This window comes from Providencia stuartii (genome assembly GCF_029277985.1).
Taxonomy (GTDB): Bacteria; Pseudomonadota; Gammaproteobacteria; order Enterobacterales; family Enterobacteriaceae; genus Providencia; species Providencia zhejiangensis.
This window is the reverse complement of record NZ_CP119546.1, coordinates 1,769,391-1,786,237: the sequence shown is the minus strand read 5'-3', so window position 1 is coordinate 1,786,237 and position 16,847 is coordinate 1,769,391. Positions and strand designations below refer to the sequence as shown.

General features: G+C 38.1%; 15 protein-coding genes and 1 tRNA gene. 3 read left to right on the top strand and 13 right to left on the bottom strand.

Annotated features, from left to right (window positions below):
* Positions 1–390: 390 nt before the first annotated feature.
* Positions 391–687, bottom strand: a complete 297-nt coding sequence (locus P2E05_RS07745; RefSeq protein ID WP_154623995.1) for a YfcZ/YiiS family protein — start codon at positions 685–687, stop codon at positions 391–393.
* 352 nt (positions 688–1,039) lie between these two features.
* On the opposite strand from P2E05_RS07745, the gene fadL reads away from it, so the two are divergent.
* The gene (fadL, locus tag P2E05_RS07740; protein ID WP_163861077.1) at positions 1,040–2,365 is read left to right on the top strand and encodes a long-chain fatty acid transporter FadL; all 1,326 of its coding nucleotides are present in this window, start codon (positions 1,040–1,042) and stop codon (positions 2,363–2,365) included.
* An 844-nt stretch (positions 2,366–3,209) separates the two neighbouring features.
* Here the strand turns inward: fadL and mlaA are convergent.
* Positions 3,210–3,962: a phospholipid-binding lipoprotein MlaA gene (mlaA, locus tag P2E05_RS07735; protein ID WP_154623994.1), complete on the bottom strand. Its 753-nt coding sequence runs from the start codon at positions 3,960–3,962 to the stop codon at positions 3,210–3,212.
* A 553-nt stretch (positions 3,963–4,515) separates the two neighbouring features.
* Between mlaA and P2E05_RS07730 the strand changes: the two genes are divergently transcribed.
* Positions 4,516–4,590 (top strand) — tRNA-Arg (locus P2E05_RS07730).
* Between the two features lie 165 nt (positions 4,591–4,755).
* Positions 4,756–5,937 (top strand): tyrosine-type recombinase/integrase, encoded by a 1,182-nt coding sequence (locus P2E05_RS07725; protein ID WP_272657946.1) that lies wholly within the window; start codon positions 4,756–4,758, stop codon positions 5,935–5,937.
* Here P2E05_RS07725 and P2E05_RS07720 read toward each other — a convergent pair.
* From P2E05_RS07720 to P2E05_RS07670, 11 genes are all read right to left on the bottom strand, one after another.
* Positions 5,915–6,853 carry a retron St85 family RNA-directed DNA polymerase gene (locus P2E05_RS07720; RefSeq protein ID WP_272657945.1) on the bottom strand — a complete coding sequence of 313 codons (939 nt, stop codon included), beginning with the start codon at positions 6,851–6,853 and terminating at the stop codon, positions 5,915–5,917. The genes P2E05_RS07725 and P2E05_RS07720 overlap by 23 nt on opposite strands.
* The gene (locus P2E05_RS07715; protein ID WP_272657944.1) at positions 6,850–7,839 is read right to left on the bottom strand and encodes a retron St85 family effector protein; all 990 of its coding nucleotides are present in this window, start codon (positions 7,837–7,839) and stop codon (positions 6,850–6,852) included. The genes P2E05_RS07720 and P2E05_RS07715 overlap by 4 nt, the downstream gene beginning before the upstream one ends.
* Before the next feature lie 719 nt (positions 7,840–8,558).
* Positions 8,559–8,771 carry an ogr/Delta-like zinc finger family protein gene (locus P2E05_RS07710; protein WP_272657487.1) on the bottom strand — a complete coding sequence of 71 codons (213 nt, stop codon included), beginning with the start codon at positions 8,769–8,771 and terminating at the stop codon, positions 8,559–8,561.
* A gap of 285 nt (positions 8,772–9,056) precedes the next feature.
* On the bottom strand, positions 9,057–11,777 hold the full coding sequence (locus P2E05_RS07705; RefSeq protein ID WP_272657488.1) for a DUF927 domain-containing protein: 2,721 nt from the start codon (positions 11,775–11,777) through the stop codon (positions 9,057–9,059).
* Positions 11,777–12,004: a hypothetical protein gene (locus P2E05_RS07700; protein WP_272657489.1), complete on the bottom strand. Its 228-nt coding sequence runs from the start codon at positions 12,002–12,004 to the stop codon at positions 11,777–11,779. Before P2E05_RS07700 ends, P2E05_RS07705 begins: the two co-directional genes overlap by 1 nt.
* 2 nt (positions 12,005–12,006) lie before the next feature.
* Positions 12,007–12,519: a host cell division inhibitor Icd-like protein gene (locus tag P2E05_RS07695; protein WP_272657490.1), complete on the bottom strand. Its 513-nt coding sequence runs from the start codon at positions 12,517–12,519 to the stop codon at positions 12,007–12,009.
* Positions 12,520–12,588: 69 nt separating this feature from the next.
* Positions 12,589–13,122, bottom strand: coding sequence for a GPO family capsid scaffolding protein (locus P2E05_RS07690; protein ID WP_272657491.1), 534 nt, complete (start codon positions 13,120–13,122; stop codon positions 12,589–12,591).
* Complete coding sequence (locus P2E05_RS07685) at positions 13,119–14,138, bottom strand: P2 family phage major capsid protein (RefSeq protein ID WP_272657492.1); 1,020 nt, start codon at positions 14,136–14,138, stop codon at positions 13,119–13,121. The genes P2E05_RS07690 and P2E05_RS07685 overlap by 4 nt, the downstream gene beginning before the upstream one ends.
* A gap of 23 nt (positions 14,139–14,161) precedes the next feature.
* A complete protein-coding gene (locus P2E05_RS07680) occupies positions 14,162–14,998 on the bottom strand; it encodes a hypothetical protein (RefSeq protein WP_272657494.1) in 837 nt (278 codons plus the stop codon).
* On the bottom strand, positions 14,995–15,216 hold the full coding sequence (locus P2E05_RS07675) for a helix-turn-helix transcriptional regulator (RefSeq protein WP_165880334.1): 222 nt from the start codon (positions 15,214–15,216) through the stop codon (positions 14,995–14,997). The genes P2E05_RS07680 and P2E05_RS07675 overlap by 4 nt, the downstream gene beginning before the upstream one ends.
* A gap of 1,200 nt (positions 15,217–16,416) precedes the next feature.
* Positions 16,417–16,839 carry a hypothetical protein gene (locus tag P2E05_RS07670; protein ID WP_272657495.1) on the bottom strand — a complete coding sequence of 141 codons (423 nt, stop codon included), beginning with the start codon at positions 16,837–16,839 and terminating at the stop codon, positions 16,417–16,419.
* Positions 16,840–16,847: the final 8 nt, after the last annotated feature.

Here is a 16,847-nt window from a genome sequence, read left to right as displayed (position 1 = left end):
AAAAAGTTTGATGACCTATAAACCTTTCATGTGTACCACGGCAGTAACCTGTTAGACCCATATTTTAAATATGATGGCATATGTGAATAAGCTGTTCCTCTCCCTCTCTTTTAAGAGTTGATAGAGAAAGTGTCACTTTCTTCAACATCACGTTGATAATGTACTACCGCCCAAAGAGGTCTGACCTGTCACCATTGTTAACATAAAATTTACATTCGGAAAATAGCAACATTGAGAAAATGCGAGCTTGCACACAACTTGATGAAGATTAATGAAAGAAAAAAGAAAAGAAACCAAGCGCGGAAAAAGAGATATGTTTACAATAAAGATCCTTCACTATCGTTAAATTTTACCATAGTGAAGGAAATGAAAAGTTAATCACCCGTTTGATTAACGCAAACCTAATTGAAAAATGAGACTTTCTGCTTCACAGCTAAACGTAAAATTAGCCGATAACTCAAACCTACCGTCAACATGGTCAACAGTATGGTTGATAACACAAGGATCTGATTCAACCGACCTTGCTTTTTCAGTCAGTTGTTTCAACATGGATTCTGCCTCTTCTTGGCTTGCGAATACATGCTGATACGACGCAGTGCAATCTTTGTTATCCAAAACTGTACCTACATCTACACAGCAGCAAGCAGCAGTCTCTTCCGCGCTACAACGGTTAATCGCATCAGTCATTTTATTCTCCAAATCAACACACTGTTAAGTGGTTATCATACCGCTGAAAAAGAGGGAAAAACCAGTATGTCGCCAATAGAATCTCAGACTATCCGCTATAAGTTTGATCTAACCCCATAAATAATCATTAAAAGTAGAATCGCCCTCATCATATGTTGCCATTTTGTTAAATACGTCTCAATTTTGAAAACATTTTAGAGATAAACAAAAAACATACTTGCAACACATGAGGTGGTCAGACCTATACTCTAGTAACTGGTCTGATTTGTCATAGAGGCAAGCGACCCTACAATTCTGCGCTTCTTGCGATAGAAGTCGCCTACTATAAATAATAAACAAGAGGGTTTTGGTCATGAGCCAGAAAAACCTATTTACTCGATCAGCTTTAGCAATAGCAGTGGCAATGATTTCATCCAATGCGGGTGCCGCTGGTTTTTTGCTTAATGAATATTCCACATCTGCGCTCGGACGCGCATTTTCTGGTGCCGGCGCAATTGGCGATAACGCAAGTGAAGGTAGTCGTAACCCTGCTGCAATGATGTTATTCGATCGTCCAGCCATTTCAGTCGGTGCGGTTTATATCGACCCTAGTGTTGATATTAAAGGACGTGGGGCATCTCCTTTAGGAAGTAACTTAACTGCAAATGATATTGCACCAAGTGCACTAGTACCTAATGCTCACTTTATTTTTCCTATCAATGATAAGTGGGCTGTGGGCACATCCATGACCACCAACTTTGGCCTAGCAACTGACTTCAGTAAAAATTATGCTGCTGGCCCTATCGGCGGTAAAACTGACCTTAAAACCGCGAATTTAAATTTAAGTGGGGCATATCGCTTAAATGAGAATTTTAGCTTTGGCCTAGGTGTTAATGCCGTTTATGCCGATGCTGAAATCACCCGCCATGCAGGTGATTTAGGGAAATTAACACCACAACTTGGATTACCACCTATTCCAGCTAGTACCACAATGGCAAAACTCACAGGCGATGATTGGGGTTACGGTTGGAACGCGGGTATCCTCTATGAACTCAATCCGGACAACCGCTTTAGTTTGACTTACCGCTCTAAAGTGACGGTTAAATTTAAAGACGGTAAATACTCAAATGACCTACCAGCCAATTTACCAAGTAACCTACCATTAGTCGGTACTGGTGGTGAAAAAATCAAAGGTAAACTTGACCTAAACCTGCCTGATATTTGGGAATTCTCAGGTTACCATAAAGTTGCCCCTCAATGGGCACTACACTACAGCGTAGCCTATACTGGCTGGAGCGAATTCAAAGATTTAACAGCATATCGCAGTAGTGATGGGAAAGAATTATTCCACAAGGCTGAAAACTTTAAAGATGCTTGGCGTTTTGCTGTCGGTACCACTTATTACTATGATGATAACTGGACATTCCGTACTGGTATTGCCTATGACGAAAGTCCTGTTCCAACCAAATATCGTTCAATTTCTATCCCAGACCAAGATCGCTACTGGTTAAGTGCGGGGACAACCTATGCATTTAACGAGAATGCTTCTGTAGACCTTGGTATTTCTTATATGTATGGTAAGAAAGTGAATATTTCAGAAAAACTAAGTGAGAGTGATAAAATTCCACTTCCAGCATATCAATTTAAATCTGAAGGATCGGCGTGGCTATACGGTGTGAACTTTAACTATACCTTCTAATCTGCCATTTCAAATATATAACAGGGGGAGTTATTCCCCTGTTATATTTTCTGATACAACAAGATAATCTAAACAACTCAATTGTATTATCAGTAAAAAATTCATCATTGAAGTTTATACAATCTTCCGTAATTTCTTCTACCTATTTCAAAAATTTCTTCACTGTCATTAAACAAAAAGCGCACAAATAAAATAACCTTTTTCGCACTAAAAACACCGTCTTTTCCGAACGATTTAACTAGCATTTGCTTTTCTTGATTAAAAATAAACATGGCATTCTGATTTAAATAGCAAAATACACTACTACGTTCTAGCTAAAAATGGGGATTAACGCCCTTCTAGCCTGAGTTACGCTTGACTTTTATCCAGCTGAATCTATAAATTAAGTTGTAGCTGATTAGTGAAATTCTTATCATTGGCACTATATTCAGCTTACCACTGTAAAACTATTTCAGTTTCTTTTGTATCAATCATTTCGTTGTAAATAGTTTTGCACTTCTTTTTCATAACATCACACACCCTGCATGTTCTTGTCACTATGCTGAGTACAATATAGTTATTGTTTAATTCGGTGTGGTATCACTGACATATAGGCAAAATAAATTAACGTTTAAGCGCTATAAAAAGCTAACCGTTAATGACTAAAGAGGCAAATATGACAACATAGGAGATATTGTATGGGAACATTATTTACGGTTGGCTTTATCGGTGTTTTAGGTGTTATTGCACTTATTGACGCTATCACTTCTCGAGGAAAACGAGGCAATGAATAATACTCTTATCACTCTCTAATGCTTAGTCGCAAAAGAGAGTGATAGCTTCAACTCAGACTTAATCCTTGTTTCTAATCAATAGAATCTAATTCGCCTTCAATTGCAGCCGCATTAGGATTTTCTGTAGCTTTCAATTCCCCGCCACTAGACAAGAAATCATTACGCTGGAAATAAGCCTCGCGCATTAGCAAATACGGATCTGATGAATTTTTCAACAACCCGTCGGAATCAAGTAACTGTGACCGCGTTTCAATCCCTTCTAAGGCCCATTTACCTGCTGACATCCAAAATGTTAAATAGCTCAGCATCGGATACAGGTCATCGACTAGATTTCCCCCCTCTTCTCGCGGTGTGAAGCTGCCATACCCTGGCAATACCACATAAGGACCATAACCCACATCATAGTAGCCCAATGTATTACCAAAACGTTTAGGCTCTTCCTTAGCGAGCTGAGGGTTAGCCATTGAAGCAACATCAATAAGCCCACCAACACCAAATACAGTGTTAAGAAAGAAACGGTTAAAGTGTTTGAAACCTTGAGTGACTTCACCTCGTAGGAAGCTATTTAGCATGCTAGCAGGTTCTTCAAGGTTAACAAAAAAATTGGTTAAACCGTTACGCGCCGGCATAGGCACATAGTCACGCCAAGCAACAGCCACAGGCCTCAACACATAAGGATCTAACACATTGTAGTTAAAATTGAACATTGCTCGGTTAAAACCTTCGAGCGGATCTGAACGCTCCTGAGTTTCAGGATTAATTGAGCTCGAGCACCCAGCAAGCAAGACTCCCGCAAGAAGCATGCCACTCATGCGAAACTTCATAATACTCTCCATTCCCTGTACCACAGTCATGGCACTTTTCTTCGAATTATAAACCAATGTGTTTATATTAAAACCAAATAGATATAATTGTTAACCAATTTGAGTGCTCAAAATGACCAAGCAGCAATAATGTTAATTATACCCTATTTAAGTGAGCTTTTTTTATAAGAAAAGTGATCAAATGCACGATTGGTTAAGTCTGAGACCGTATCGTAGACAATAAATGGGTAACTTACGGTTATTTTGACTAATTATTTTATTGTTTCTGAGCTACAGCCCTGTTGAGTCAGATTGTTTATTTTTCATTCTATTCACCAGACCAATATAAGCCCTGTTTTCTTTCTAAACACATTTTTTACATCACCTAATGGATAGCGACATTAGGAATATGCCGCTAAATTGGCTACTTTTATATCTTAGACATCACATTGAACAAAAGTTAACCTAACGTCTTTTTTTTGCGCTTTTACAAAAGAAATTCAACGTAACAACTTGATTCAATTAGAAGTCAGAAGTAGAATGCCGGACGTTAACATTATAATACTTTCTTTGAGTCCCCTTAGTTAAATGGATATAACGAGCCCCTCCTAAGGGCTAGTTGTAGGTTCGATTCCTGCAGGGGACGCCAGCACCACTTCTAAAAACATCTCATGAAGTCCAACTTTCTTATTAAAACCAATTAGTTAAACAATATCATTGTCTAACAATGTCCCGCAATGTTTACTGGAATCTAAGTGCTAATGTGTATATTATTGCGTATAGGTCTAGGTTCAATGGAAAAACTATACACATTATGCTGCTAACTGACATTCAAATTCGCAAAGCCAAACCTAAAGATAAGGCGTACACCTTAAATGATGGTAAAGGCTTGTCACTGCTTGTTGAACCTAATGGTTCTAAAGGTTGGCGTTTTCGTTATCGGTTTGCTGGCAAGCCTAAAATGATATCTTTAGGTGTTTACGACCAAGTATCTTTAGCTGATGCCAGAAGAAAAAGAGACGAAGCAAAAAAACAACTATCAGAAAACATCAATCCTAGTGATGCACGTAAATCAGAAAAAATAACCCTCAAATACGCCACAGAGAATACATTTCAAGCTGTTGCAATGGAATGGCACACATCCAAATGTTCTACTTGGACAGAAGGCTATGCAAGTGAAATATTGCGTTGCTTTGAAAATGACGTTTTTCCTTATATTGGAAGTAGACCGATAGATCAAATTGCTCCACTAGAATTACTTGCTGTTCTCCAGAAGATAGAAAAGCGCGGCGCACTTGAACAAGCAAGCAAGATCCGTCGTCGTTGTGGTGAGGTATTTAGATATGCAGTCATTACAGGCAGAGTAAAATATAATCCTGCTCCCGATTTAGCCGGAGCTATGAACAAGCCAGAAACTAAACACTTTCCGTTCCTAAGTGAAAATGAAATCCCTGATTTTGTCAAAGCCCTGAATAACTACCAAGGCAGCAAAGTAACTAAATATGCCACCCAGCTATTAATGCTTACTGGTGTTCGAACTGTAGAATTGCGACTCGCAAAATGGTCAGAATTTGATTTTGAAAATGCACTTTGGGAAATACCTAAAGAGCGAATGAAAAAACGTCGCCCTCACTTAGTACCACTATCACCACAAGTTCTAGAAATCCTTGGTAAGCTGCAAGTGATTACGGGTAACTATCCAATACTTTTTCCGGGTCGGAATGACGCTAGAAAGCCTATTAGCGAAGCGAGCATAAATAAGGTTATCGCTAAAATTGGCTACAAAGGTAGATTAACAGGTCACGGATTTAGGCATATGATGAGCACAATTTTACATGAAAAAGGATTCGATAGTGCATGGATAGAGCTTCAATTAGCTCATGTTGATAAAAATTCGATTAGAGGCATTTATAATCATGCTCAATATTTAGAACAAAGAAAAGAAATGTTAACTTTTTATGCCAAAATTATATTCATGAACAATTACCATATTTAGCTATTGAATCCATTACATCATGTCCATATCTATAGGTCATGGATTCAAAAAATCTAGGCTCAATGAATTTTGCATACCCAAGTTCCCCTCTTAATTTCAAAATTTCAGATTCAGAAAGAACCCCTAAAGTATAATGATGAATTTTACTTCTGAGTAATCTTTTCTTTTCTCGCCCTAAAGATAATTTTTCATCGTTAGTAATTGTTACTCCCGTTACATGCCGATTGAATTTTTTTGATGAAAAAACCGTTTTTTTATGGTTTATTTTTATATCATTTAAATCAACAGAATTTAGAGTTTCTCTAACTATTTTAGGTATACTAAATAATACCCCATTTATGTTAGAGCTAAAAGTTAAATCATCTGCATATCTAGAGTATTTAATCCCTAACTTTTGACATTTAATAGACATTTCACAATCAAAAAAATACATGATAACATTGGATATCATTGGTGAAGATGGAGCACCAATGCTCAATCTTAATGGGCTATTTCTTCTTAATTTCCAGAAAAATAAATTCTCCATTACTAAAATATCTTTCTCAGTTAATTCTCTCCCTGTATTTACTAAAAATCTTTTTAAGTGAATAGGCTTTATACTTAAAAAGAAATTTTTAAAATCCATTTTCAATATAAACTTATTATTACTATGTAATAGTGCATTTTTTCTTATATCTTTTCCACGCTGATAAGCAAAAGCATTTTCATGTATATAAAAATACTGTTCCATACGTTTCAATACAACCTTCTGCAACGATTTTACCTGCCTTGCAGGCTGTGCTATTAATCTGTATTCTGTACTATTTCGTTTTTTAATATGGAACTTTTTATATCTTCTAGGGATCGTAGTGATGTAGCGCATCGCCTCATCTTCGGTTAGATAAAGACCATTTGCTATAAATTGTAATAAATTCATATTACATTCCCTCTGATTATATTTATATGTTTTAAAGCATTCTCTCTCTTTCTTGCCGTTTCATCATGTTTTTTTGCTTCCATGCTTAAATAAGACTGTCTAATAGCTATTTTTATATTCATAGAGTCTTTTATTTTCCCTTTATTACTTAAGCCAAACTTAATCTTACTCTCTCGATGCCCAATAACATAATAATAATCTGTGCGACTATATGAGATTGAAGAAATAAGTTTCATTTTAGTTAAAAGATAAAGTAACCTAGATATTAATTTTTGAGAAACATCTATATCAATACAATATAATGCCCATTCAATTTCTGTTTTTTTTATTGGCTCTGATAGTAAAATGATCTCATAAATTAAAATAGCCAAATGTCCTGTATTTTCACTATTATATTTTTCTGTTTTTTTGACATTTTTTAATCTAGTACTTACATCATCATAAATAAGCTCTATTTCGTCATATTTTAAACGAGTTTTATCTGGCCAAGGGAAAACTGAAACTGAATTTGGCTCTAAACTTTTCAAATATTCTAAAGGTCCTAAATAAATAAATGAAGATCTTGGTGTCATATTTTTATTTGGTATTCCTTCAATTTCTTCAAGTGGAGCAACAACGTGTAATTTTTGAGCTAGATTCTTTCTATTAACAAATAGGCCTAATTCAACTAAAGAACCCGCACTTTCTAAGCATATAATGACTAAAGTCGAAATATTAGCTATATCATCCTCAAAGCTCATTAAATCAGAATAGGCTCCATCTTTAAAATAGTCTTTGAAATCTTCCGCCAAGACAAGAGAATCAAACAACTTTGGATTATGTTGAGCAACATGAGAGAAAAAATAATCTCTTACACTTATCGGGTTAGCATTAATTGGCCCACCACAAACAAAAATTATCGGTGGCATAAATTGAACAATAAAGTTTGAATAGCTCAAATCACCAAACTGTTCTTCTAATGAATTCATGTAAGCAGAATCACTCACATCAAGGAACCCCTCTTATATTAAAAAGGTGGCATATAGCCACCTTTTATTCCTTCACCTAAAGGATGCGCTTTAGACTTTCAGACAGCTCCTGAATGTAACGCTAGTGAAATTCAGGATCTGGCTGAAAGTGCTGAAGCGCAACCCTAAATGTTCACAATAAGTTAGTGTCTGGCGAAACGCCCGACAAGGATAAAATCAGTTATCCCACGCGTAAAGGTCTAGTAAGAATAACAAAAAAAATGAAATGATCAATACATTAGTTTACCTATCTGGCACTCAATAATATTTATAGCAACATAAAATAAAAAACCACGTAAAATGCACTACACCGCACCCGCCTGCACAATTTGGATCTAAAAATTATTTCAGTTTTAAAATTCTACAAACCCTATCGCCAAGCCGCGCCAATACTAGGGCGTTGCCGAAAATCTCAAACTGAAATGTGTGAAAAGATTTTCAGTAAATTTCAGTTTTCAGGTGGAGTCCGATTAGCGAGTCAATGCATAACATATTGAAATAAAGTGATTTTTCTATTTTACGTGAGATTTTCACTTGAGCGTATGCACCGCACAAAAACTGAAAAGCCAGTGTTTATGCGGGTTGCGAAGAATTGAAAAACTGAAATCGAATGAAATTTATTTTGCCAAATGACACTTAACGTTTAAGTGACCACTTCAAAAAATTACTGTGAGATAGCCACGTAAAATACAAATCAATCATAACGGTAAAATAGGCTGGTTACTGGCTGGCTTTAAATTACTTGGCTGTATCGTGTGTGAAAAAGTCAGAGTTAACATGTAAGTATGACCACATTCAAAGTCATTACAGGAACAATAAATATGAGGAATGTTATCAACGCCCTCCATTTGAATTTTTCGAATTGTTGCCTGTTCATCACAAACAGGACAGTACACTTTCATTACTCGCATGATTAATCACCTTTGCCTTAATGCCTTCCAGAATAAAGCCAATTAAATACATACCTTGCTATTTTAAAGGGTAACAGGTGTAACAAGGGTTACAACGTTGAATAATAAGAACTTATTTTGTTACCCTTTCAAAAAATCAAGGTGTAACAGGTGTAACAATCGCTAACGTGTTACACCTTGTTACCCATTTAAAAACAAAAGGTGCAACAGATAAAATCCTTTTAAATCATGTCTGTAACCCTTGTTACACCTGTTACACTAAAAATATAAGATGGTCAGTTTTTATTAGAGAATATCCGCTGAACCGAGGACTTCACTGTTAAAGACGTACACCCGTTTCACCCCTATTTCTGGTAGGCGTATACTGGTTTGGGCTTTCCCATCTTTCCCTGTTTCAAGCCAGCCTTTCTCAATACACAAACGCACGACCTTTCGAGCGTCAAAACCTTTGCAGATTTCTTTCCATGCCGTCGGTAATACGTAAAATTGAATTGTTGGCTCTTGATTGCAACCCCCCTTTTCGACACGACGAAAGCCCATCATATTCATCGGGCGGCTGTTTTCGTCATACCAATCAGCAAAGCGGCTGAACTGGTTACGTGAAATAAAATCGGTGATTTGTTCTAACGCGGTCATGTCTTCCTGATTAGCCGTATGACCACGCTCATTCATCCATGCATCTAAACAGGTTTTTGCCGCTGTAAAGGCTTCACCTTCTTTCCAGCCTGTAATCCCCGCTAACGTAGCAATTTCCCCCGCCATCGCCACAAGCGCAAAACGCGTGATAGCTCGCCCGACTTGATTCCCTGCATTTTCAGGCGTCAATTTAGCGGTGTACTCTTTTAATAACGCTTTAGCCGTACTGGAAATAAACGTTAAATCATTGGTGAGATATTTCAGCCAATCACGGAACGGAGAGCCATGATATTTCGTGACAGCTTGCTCGAGGTGCTCCGCTAAGGCTTTACCACTCGCAAACTGGTGCAAATCCTCAAATACACCGTGTTTACCCGAATCACTGGGAATTTGTATCATACGGACTTCAACCCCTGCATAGGTGCGTTCGCCCGCATTGGCGGCATGTTCAACCAATGACAGTTCGCCTGTTGAGAGAAACAGTAGGTTCCAGCGATTTGTTTCTCTGACGCTGCCGTCTGTTTTTGCGCGGGCTTTACCTTGACCGTTTGCCAGCATGTAAGCAATGTTACCCGCTTCGCGTCCGTCCACTTCGCGGATTTCATCCAGCATTAACGTAGCGTCATTACGACGACAAGCCGTTCCTTCAAGCGCGTTACCTGTTGCCCGCCATGTGTACCAGTAATCTGTACCACCACAAACCGAAGCCGCCACTTTCATCGTGGTAGTCTTACCGTCTGTTGATTCGCCTTTTAAATGGTAGCCACCGCCCCCCACACCGACTAATTTTAATAATGATGATGCAAAGGCAAGGCTCACAGAAAACGCCAGCCTAGCGTTTCCCACGCAATATTTGCCAATGTGCTCCCGCCATTCGTCGCTAGTACCTGCTACCCTAAAATCTTTACCTTGTACACTGGAGGTTTGCAAAATAACGGAATCTGCCCCTGTTCCAACCACTTCATCCTGCAACACATACACGTTGCCATGCCAACCCGTTTTATTTACACAAGTGACCTTTCTCTCTGGTCGGCACAGTGAAATGTATTCCATTAAATGCGCGCGAGCCTGCCCCGAAATGTTGATATATGAAAGCCCGTTCACCAAAAGGACACGACGTAATTCTTCACCGCTGCCGCTTAACATTTCCATTGGCATTGCCCATTTACGGCAATTTCCGTAGGTATCATCCCACTCCAATAAACGGCCGTAATTACTGCCGTCTGCATCACAAGTAATCGCGGTGACTTTTATTGGGCTACTGATTTTGATGTTTCTAACCTCGGTGTCACCATCCGATTTATTCACCAGTTTGTCATACCATAAATATTCTTGGGTTAGCCTAAAGCCTTGGGGCAAATAAGCTTTATCCTTGCCGCAATAGGTCATTTCCTCAAAAAAGGCTTCTTTGACTTTAACGGTGCTGTTTTCTTGGCGGTAATCATCCCAATCGGCTTTATAATGGGTGGGTGGTAACGTGATCCAACCGTCAACCGCTTTAGCCGCTTTTTCCGCCCACGATTTGCCCGTATTTTCTTTCCCATCAATATAATCGTTATCCCCTGCAATAATGATTTTTGCCAGTGGATAGCGTTCCTGTAGCTGCTGGGCGACTTTCACAAGGTTAGTCGCGGCAACCGCTGCCACAATAAACGAATCAATCACTTTTGATAGACTTAATCCTGTTGCAAAGCCCTCTGTAATCACGATTTGCTCAAGGGGTTCTTGTGCCTGACCCGACACAATAATAAAGGAGCCAGAGAGGGCAGAGCCAGATAACAGGGCTTTCTCACCTGTTGGGCTAATTAGCTGTCCACCTTTAATCAAAAACTGGTTATCCACCAACGGCAATAACATTGAACCCATTGGAAATTTCAGCTCACCTTGTGTATAGTGTTGCTGAATGATTAAGCATTGGTGATTGGTTAAGCCCTTATTTGTTAGGTACTGGCTTTCCCCTGAAAGAGACAAGGCTTTCAGTTTTTCAAATGACTCAATGCCCCGAGTAGCGCTAACCTTTTTTATCTGGGTTGGCGCTATTTTTTTGAATTCAGGTAAAAGCAGTATTTTATTAATTTCCAAACAGGCGGTTTTAATATCTTGCCCTGTCACTAATTTGAGTAAATCCAACCCATCACCGCTGCCACAGTGATTACAAAACCATGTGCCTTTCCCGTTCTTATCATCAAAACGAAAACGATCTTTGCCGCCACATTTCGGGCAAGCCCCATGCTTATGATTATCAGGAACGGTAACGCCCAAATTATTTAAAATATATCCCCAACGACCATTAGCGGATTTAACAATGTCGCTCACTGATGGAGTCCGTGTTTTTGCCATTGAAGAATTTGGATGAGTTTGGTTGTTCATTATGTAATGTCCTTATTCATCAAGCTACTTTCAGTAATCACCTGCTCAACTTGCTCCGCTAAACATTCCATGACTGCCGCCATGCCCTCACTGGATACATGGGGAGATCCACTAATCACATTGGCTTCGAGTAAATCAGAGAGAAAGGACGCTATTTGTGCGGCTCTTAACAGTTGTTTTTCACCTGCAGGGGAAATAACGGTATTTCTTAGAGAATTGTTTTTCATGATTATTCCCCTTTTGTTGATTGCACAGGTAAGCGACCTGCGAATAAGAGAATAAAATCACGAACAAGTAGGCTTCTTGCGTTTTGTTCGGTTGGCGCTATTGCCGAAAGACGGCACGGTTTGGCGGTAATATCTGAACGTTTTACACACAAGAAAAGAAATTTAAATTGAGTTTGGGTAGGGATAGCCATCATAACGATGATCTCCTTGCACTTGGTTAAGGAGTCACCACCAGAGGTTCCAATCTCTAAAGGGGTGGTGACGTTGAGAGGGTTGGAACTACTGGCGTACAAGGAGACCAGCCAACCTTTCGGTTGCCCTAACAACGCCACCATTGAATTCGAATAGGCGCAATTCGCCATACGGTTGGCATTATTTACGACATAAAAAAAGACGCATGAGGCGTCTACTGTCGCCTTGTACATATTCAGGGTTCCAATCCTGACGTTAGATTTTGCTAACGCATAAGAACTATAGCCCAAGCCTTTAGATAGATGCAACTTTTTTATTTTCATGATTGAAGCCAGCTTGATGTACTATTGATAAATAGAGGAAATAGCCCAGCGAAACACTGGGCTGATTTTTTAACCTGCTGAAATGGCAGAGAACCACCGATTTTTAGTACCTTTTAACCCGTCAGATAAATTAAAGGCAGTTGGTGAACTAAGCGATACACGGCTCTTTTTACGTGAAAAATGAGAGCGGTTAATGCTGAATTCTAAACGGTTTGTTCCGACGCTGGATGGGCTATCTGTGACAGCCAGCCCACCAAGATAGAAAATACCTTTTTGTCCGCGAAAATCTTCTTCCACTTCAATAGAACAAAACAATTTTTGCCCTTGCTTGTTGTACTCCATCAACTTCAAATTGGGTCTTAAACGTACATAAAGCTTGGTTTCTCCGTTAATATCTTCTGCTTTAACGGCTAACACTTCACCCAAGTTCTCCAGTTTTCGATTGTGCTCCTCCCAAATTAGCGCGGTGTAATAGGTTGGATCATAGTTATCAGCAATGCCTGTTAACCATTCAGGCTCAATGTGTCGCCCATCTAGAGTTTGCCCTGATGTTGCTACACAAATCCAAACAGTTGTTAATTGAGGTTCAATCCTTTCACTCATAATGAAAATACCCCTTCCTCAATCTGGATGGCGTTTTCATCAATGGCAGCATATAGATTCCCATCTCCTAAACCGTAGCCCTCGTTGCGTAAATAACTATGCTCATACACCTTTCTATCGTCCACAAATTCAGCACGAAAACGGCGTGTATGCTTTTGAGTGTAGATATGTAAATTATCAAGCGTTGTAACCACCAAACGGCGACCAGGCATAAACGGTGGAATAATGGCAAAACGCCCTGCAACGGTGCTTAATGCCATTTGGCTTGCTTGAATATCTGCGGGTTTATCAGATGCTGCGAACAACTTCTCACGGTATAAACCCGCTAATTCAGCTCCCACTAACACCACTAAACGCGGGTCTTCACGGTATTCTTCGGGGATTTTTTTCATAATGAGATAGTTAGCCATTGCATCTAAATTCGGGAAAGGACCATCTTTTCCTAATACAATTTTATCGGTCACTATTTGTGAACCTTTGTTAAATTCGGCTGCAATTACGTGCCAGCCTTTATTAACATCCTGACCGCGTTTATAAACCTCGGGCTTAGTGGGATAACCGCAAAATTCACCATTAAAACCGACGCGTATCATGTCCTGCGAAACCGCTTTAGAAAACAAGTCAGACATCACTTTAGTAAAATGTTCATCATCCCCGTTGCGACTATTAGCAATCATGGACATTTGTTCATACGAAATCGCGGCACAGGTATCTGTTTCCTCTAAAACATAAGGCATGCCTTCAAAATTAATGCGCTTATGGAATCGTTCTGCGATAGAACGTCCTGTATGAAGTGTGTTGTCACCAAGACTAATAGCATCTCCGCTCTCTTCGTTAACATCAGTCAGCGTTAATTGATTCATAAACCAACTGGCATCTGAAATAGCAACGCGTAATAAATTTTCAGAGGGTTCGGAAATAGAAAACGTCTGGCTATTTTCAGAGAAATAATTAGCCCCTCGGATAAAATTGGCGTGAAAAGTCCTTGCCACATTTGGAATAGTGGTTACGTACATAATATGTTCCTTATATTTTTAATTTAGAAATATTCTAATTTATCGTGAATTTTATTTTGATTATTAACCATGGAATCAACATATTCTTTGGCGGTTAATATTTCTTTTAAATGCGAATTTTCATTACTGTAATAATGCTTGTAATATTCCCGTTGATACGATGGAGTAAATAATAAATCTCTTTTATCTGTCGGTGGCGCACAATTACGGATAACTGAATCTATGCAACGTTCAAATTCACACATTGCATCCACAATCAGCTTGCACGGTCTTTCATGTGACCAATTCATATCAGACAATAGTGAGTTTAAATGGCACTGTTGGTTTGGTAATACATTTAATAAATCAGATTTAATTCCTTTAACTTTTTCTGATATCATCCACTCAATAACAGGTTTTAATAAACCGTAAAGCCCATTAATTTTATTGAGTTTATCATTTTCATTCTTAACATGGCTCTGTTGCCGCTCTACCGCCCGATAAGCATCCTCAGCCCAAGTTTTTGCACTTGGTTGGTGGGCGGGCTTTTTGAGTTTTCCATTCTCTAGGTTTGACATATATTCTGTTAAACTATTCAATTCTGCCGTTTCCTTTTCGGATAGTTTTGAATAATTAGAAACAATGCCTTCACCTTGTTTTATCAATAGTTTTATTTCTTCTAAACTAGGTGTTAAATTATCAAAGTTAAAGTTAGTTAACGCACAGAACTTTTGTATCTTATCTTTCATTTGAGATAATCGATATAATTCAATTGCCCGTATAATAAACCCTGTTTCTTTACTTCCTTCAGTAACAGAAATAAACTTATAATTGAACAAGTAAGATAATTCACTATCTTTGTAATAAGATATATTATTCATAACTTCCGTCTCCTTAAATTATTGTTTATCCATTCATGTACTTCTGATTCTAACCAAGCAACTGAACGAGATCCTATTTGTACTTGATTAGGGAATTCTTTATTTTTCATTTTAAAATAAATAGTAGAACGAGGTAGCCCAGTTAATGAAATTACGTCTGGCATTCTTAACAGCCGACTTTTTTCGGAGTTAAGATTACCCGTAGGTAATAAACTCATATTTATTCCTTTAAGATTAATTTAGACTTTGTTGTATCTCGTGAGATGCAATTATATTTGCATAGAATATTAATTTGGTAAAGTCAGTGAATATTTAACTCGTTCAATTTTATTGAACTATTAATAGCTGATAGCTAATTAACAACCGTTAACGGTAATTAACAATAATGTTCAAAAAGTAACCATTGTGTCTATTTGGTTTTATTTGCACTTCCTACTATTTTTTTGCATACATCTAAATTATTGCCCTTCTTTTTTTGTAAATATTTGTAAATAAATTGATATGTGATAAATATAGTTGTTGTTTATGAGGTATTCCTCCCCAAAAAACAGAGTGTTCATAGATGGGACATTCTCATAAAATAAATCGGGAAGATTCATATGAAAAAATAACGTTTTGCTGACAATCAGAACATTTCAATTCTGAAACAGGGATTACCATGATTCCAAACGGAATGTATATAATTATGTATAGAAAAATAAAAATTAAAATAAAAGTTATATTTTATCAGTAAGATAATTAAGGGAATCGATTCCTGCAGGGGACGCCATGACCGAATAACCCCACCTTCCCATCCATTACCAAAAGTACTTTAAATACAGCTATTACCACAATCTCCCCATTACCATACATAGCTACCCATTACTTGCCTACAACAATTAAAAGTGGGTATATGTGCGGGCACCAATAAAATAATCAATACAGAGATGCCCACATGTTAACTATTAAACAAATAAAAACGGCAAAGCCTAAAGATAAATCATATCGACTTTCTGATAGTTTGTTTATCCACCAATTGATAATCACTGTGCATTTCGGTTTCATTAGCATTCACCGAAGCCGTGGTATTCAACTCGCTTCCAATACTACTGCTTAAACTGCCATCCTGTTGCTTTGAGTTGCGCTTGTCGGTGGCTTATGAAGGTATTTTTGAATAAAAAGAGAAGTCAATAAAAGGATTAGATGCGGCAATTAGCACCAACGACTAAAGAAAAAGGGGGCAAAACCAGACAGTATACAGTGGGTTACGTCCCCAACCAAAGTAAACCTACCCACAGCTGACATTCATTGGTAATTGGTTGAATGAGTTGGGGTTTGAGGTAGGCAGTCACTATCCCCTCACTCGGCAAGCCGGACAGTTGATTATCCGGCTGGCTGAGGAGTGAGAGTACTCAAGAAACCCCTGTGTAAAGCAGGGGCTATTTACGCTTAAACTTATGTGAAAAACTATCTAAAACACTTTTCACTGGTAAAGAAGCATTTTGCTCAAGATGGTATATTTTATCGTTAATCTTATTTAAATCATCTTCAGATAAACTGTGACTTCCCATAGATCTCAACGAGTCAACACAACTAATAAATAAGTCATAATCATCAGTATCAATGAGCGTTAAAATAATATTTAACTCATGACTATTTTTTAAATCCCCCAAGCATTCGACCAATCTAATTTTCCAAAATATAGATTTGTGCTCTAACACATCAAACAAATTAGACCAGTCTAGTTCATTGAATTTACTTAAAATTCTAGAGCATTCAACGATGCCGCAATCATACCAATAATCTCCAGGTTCATTGTCGTTACTAAAATCAGTAATACATAAATCAAATTCTTTATACATGTACATGC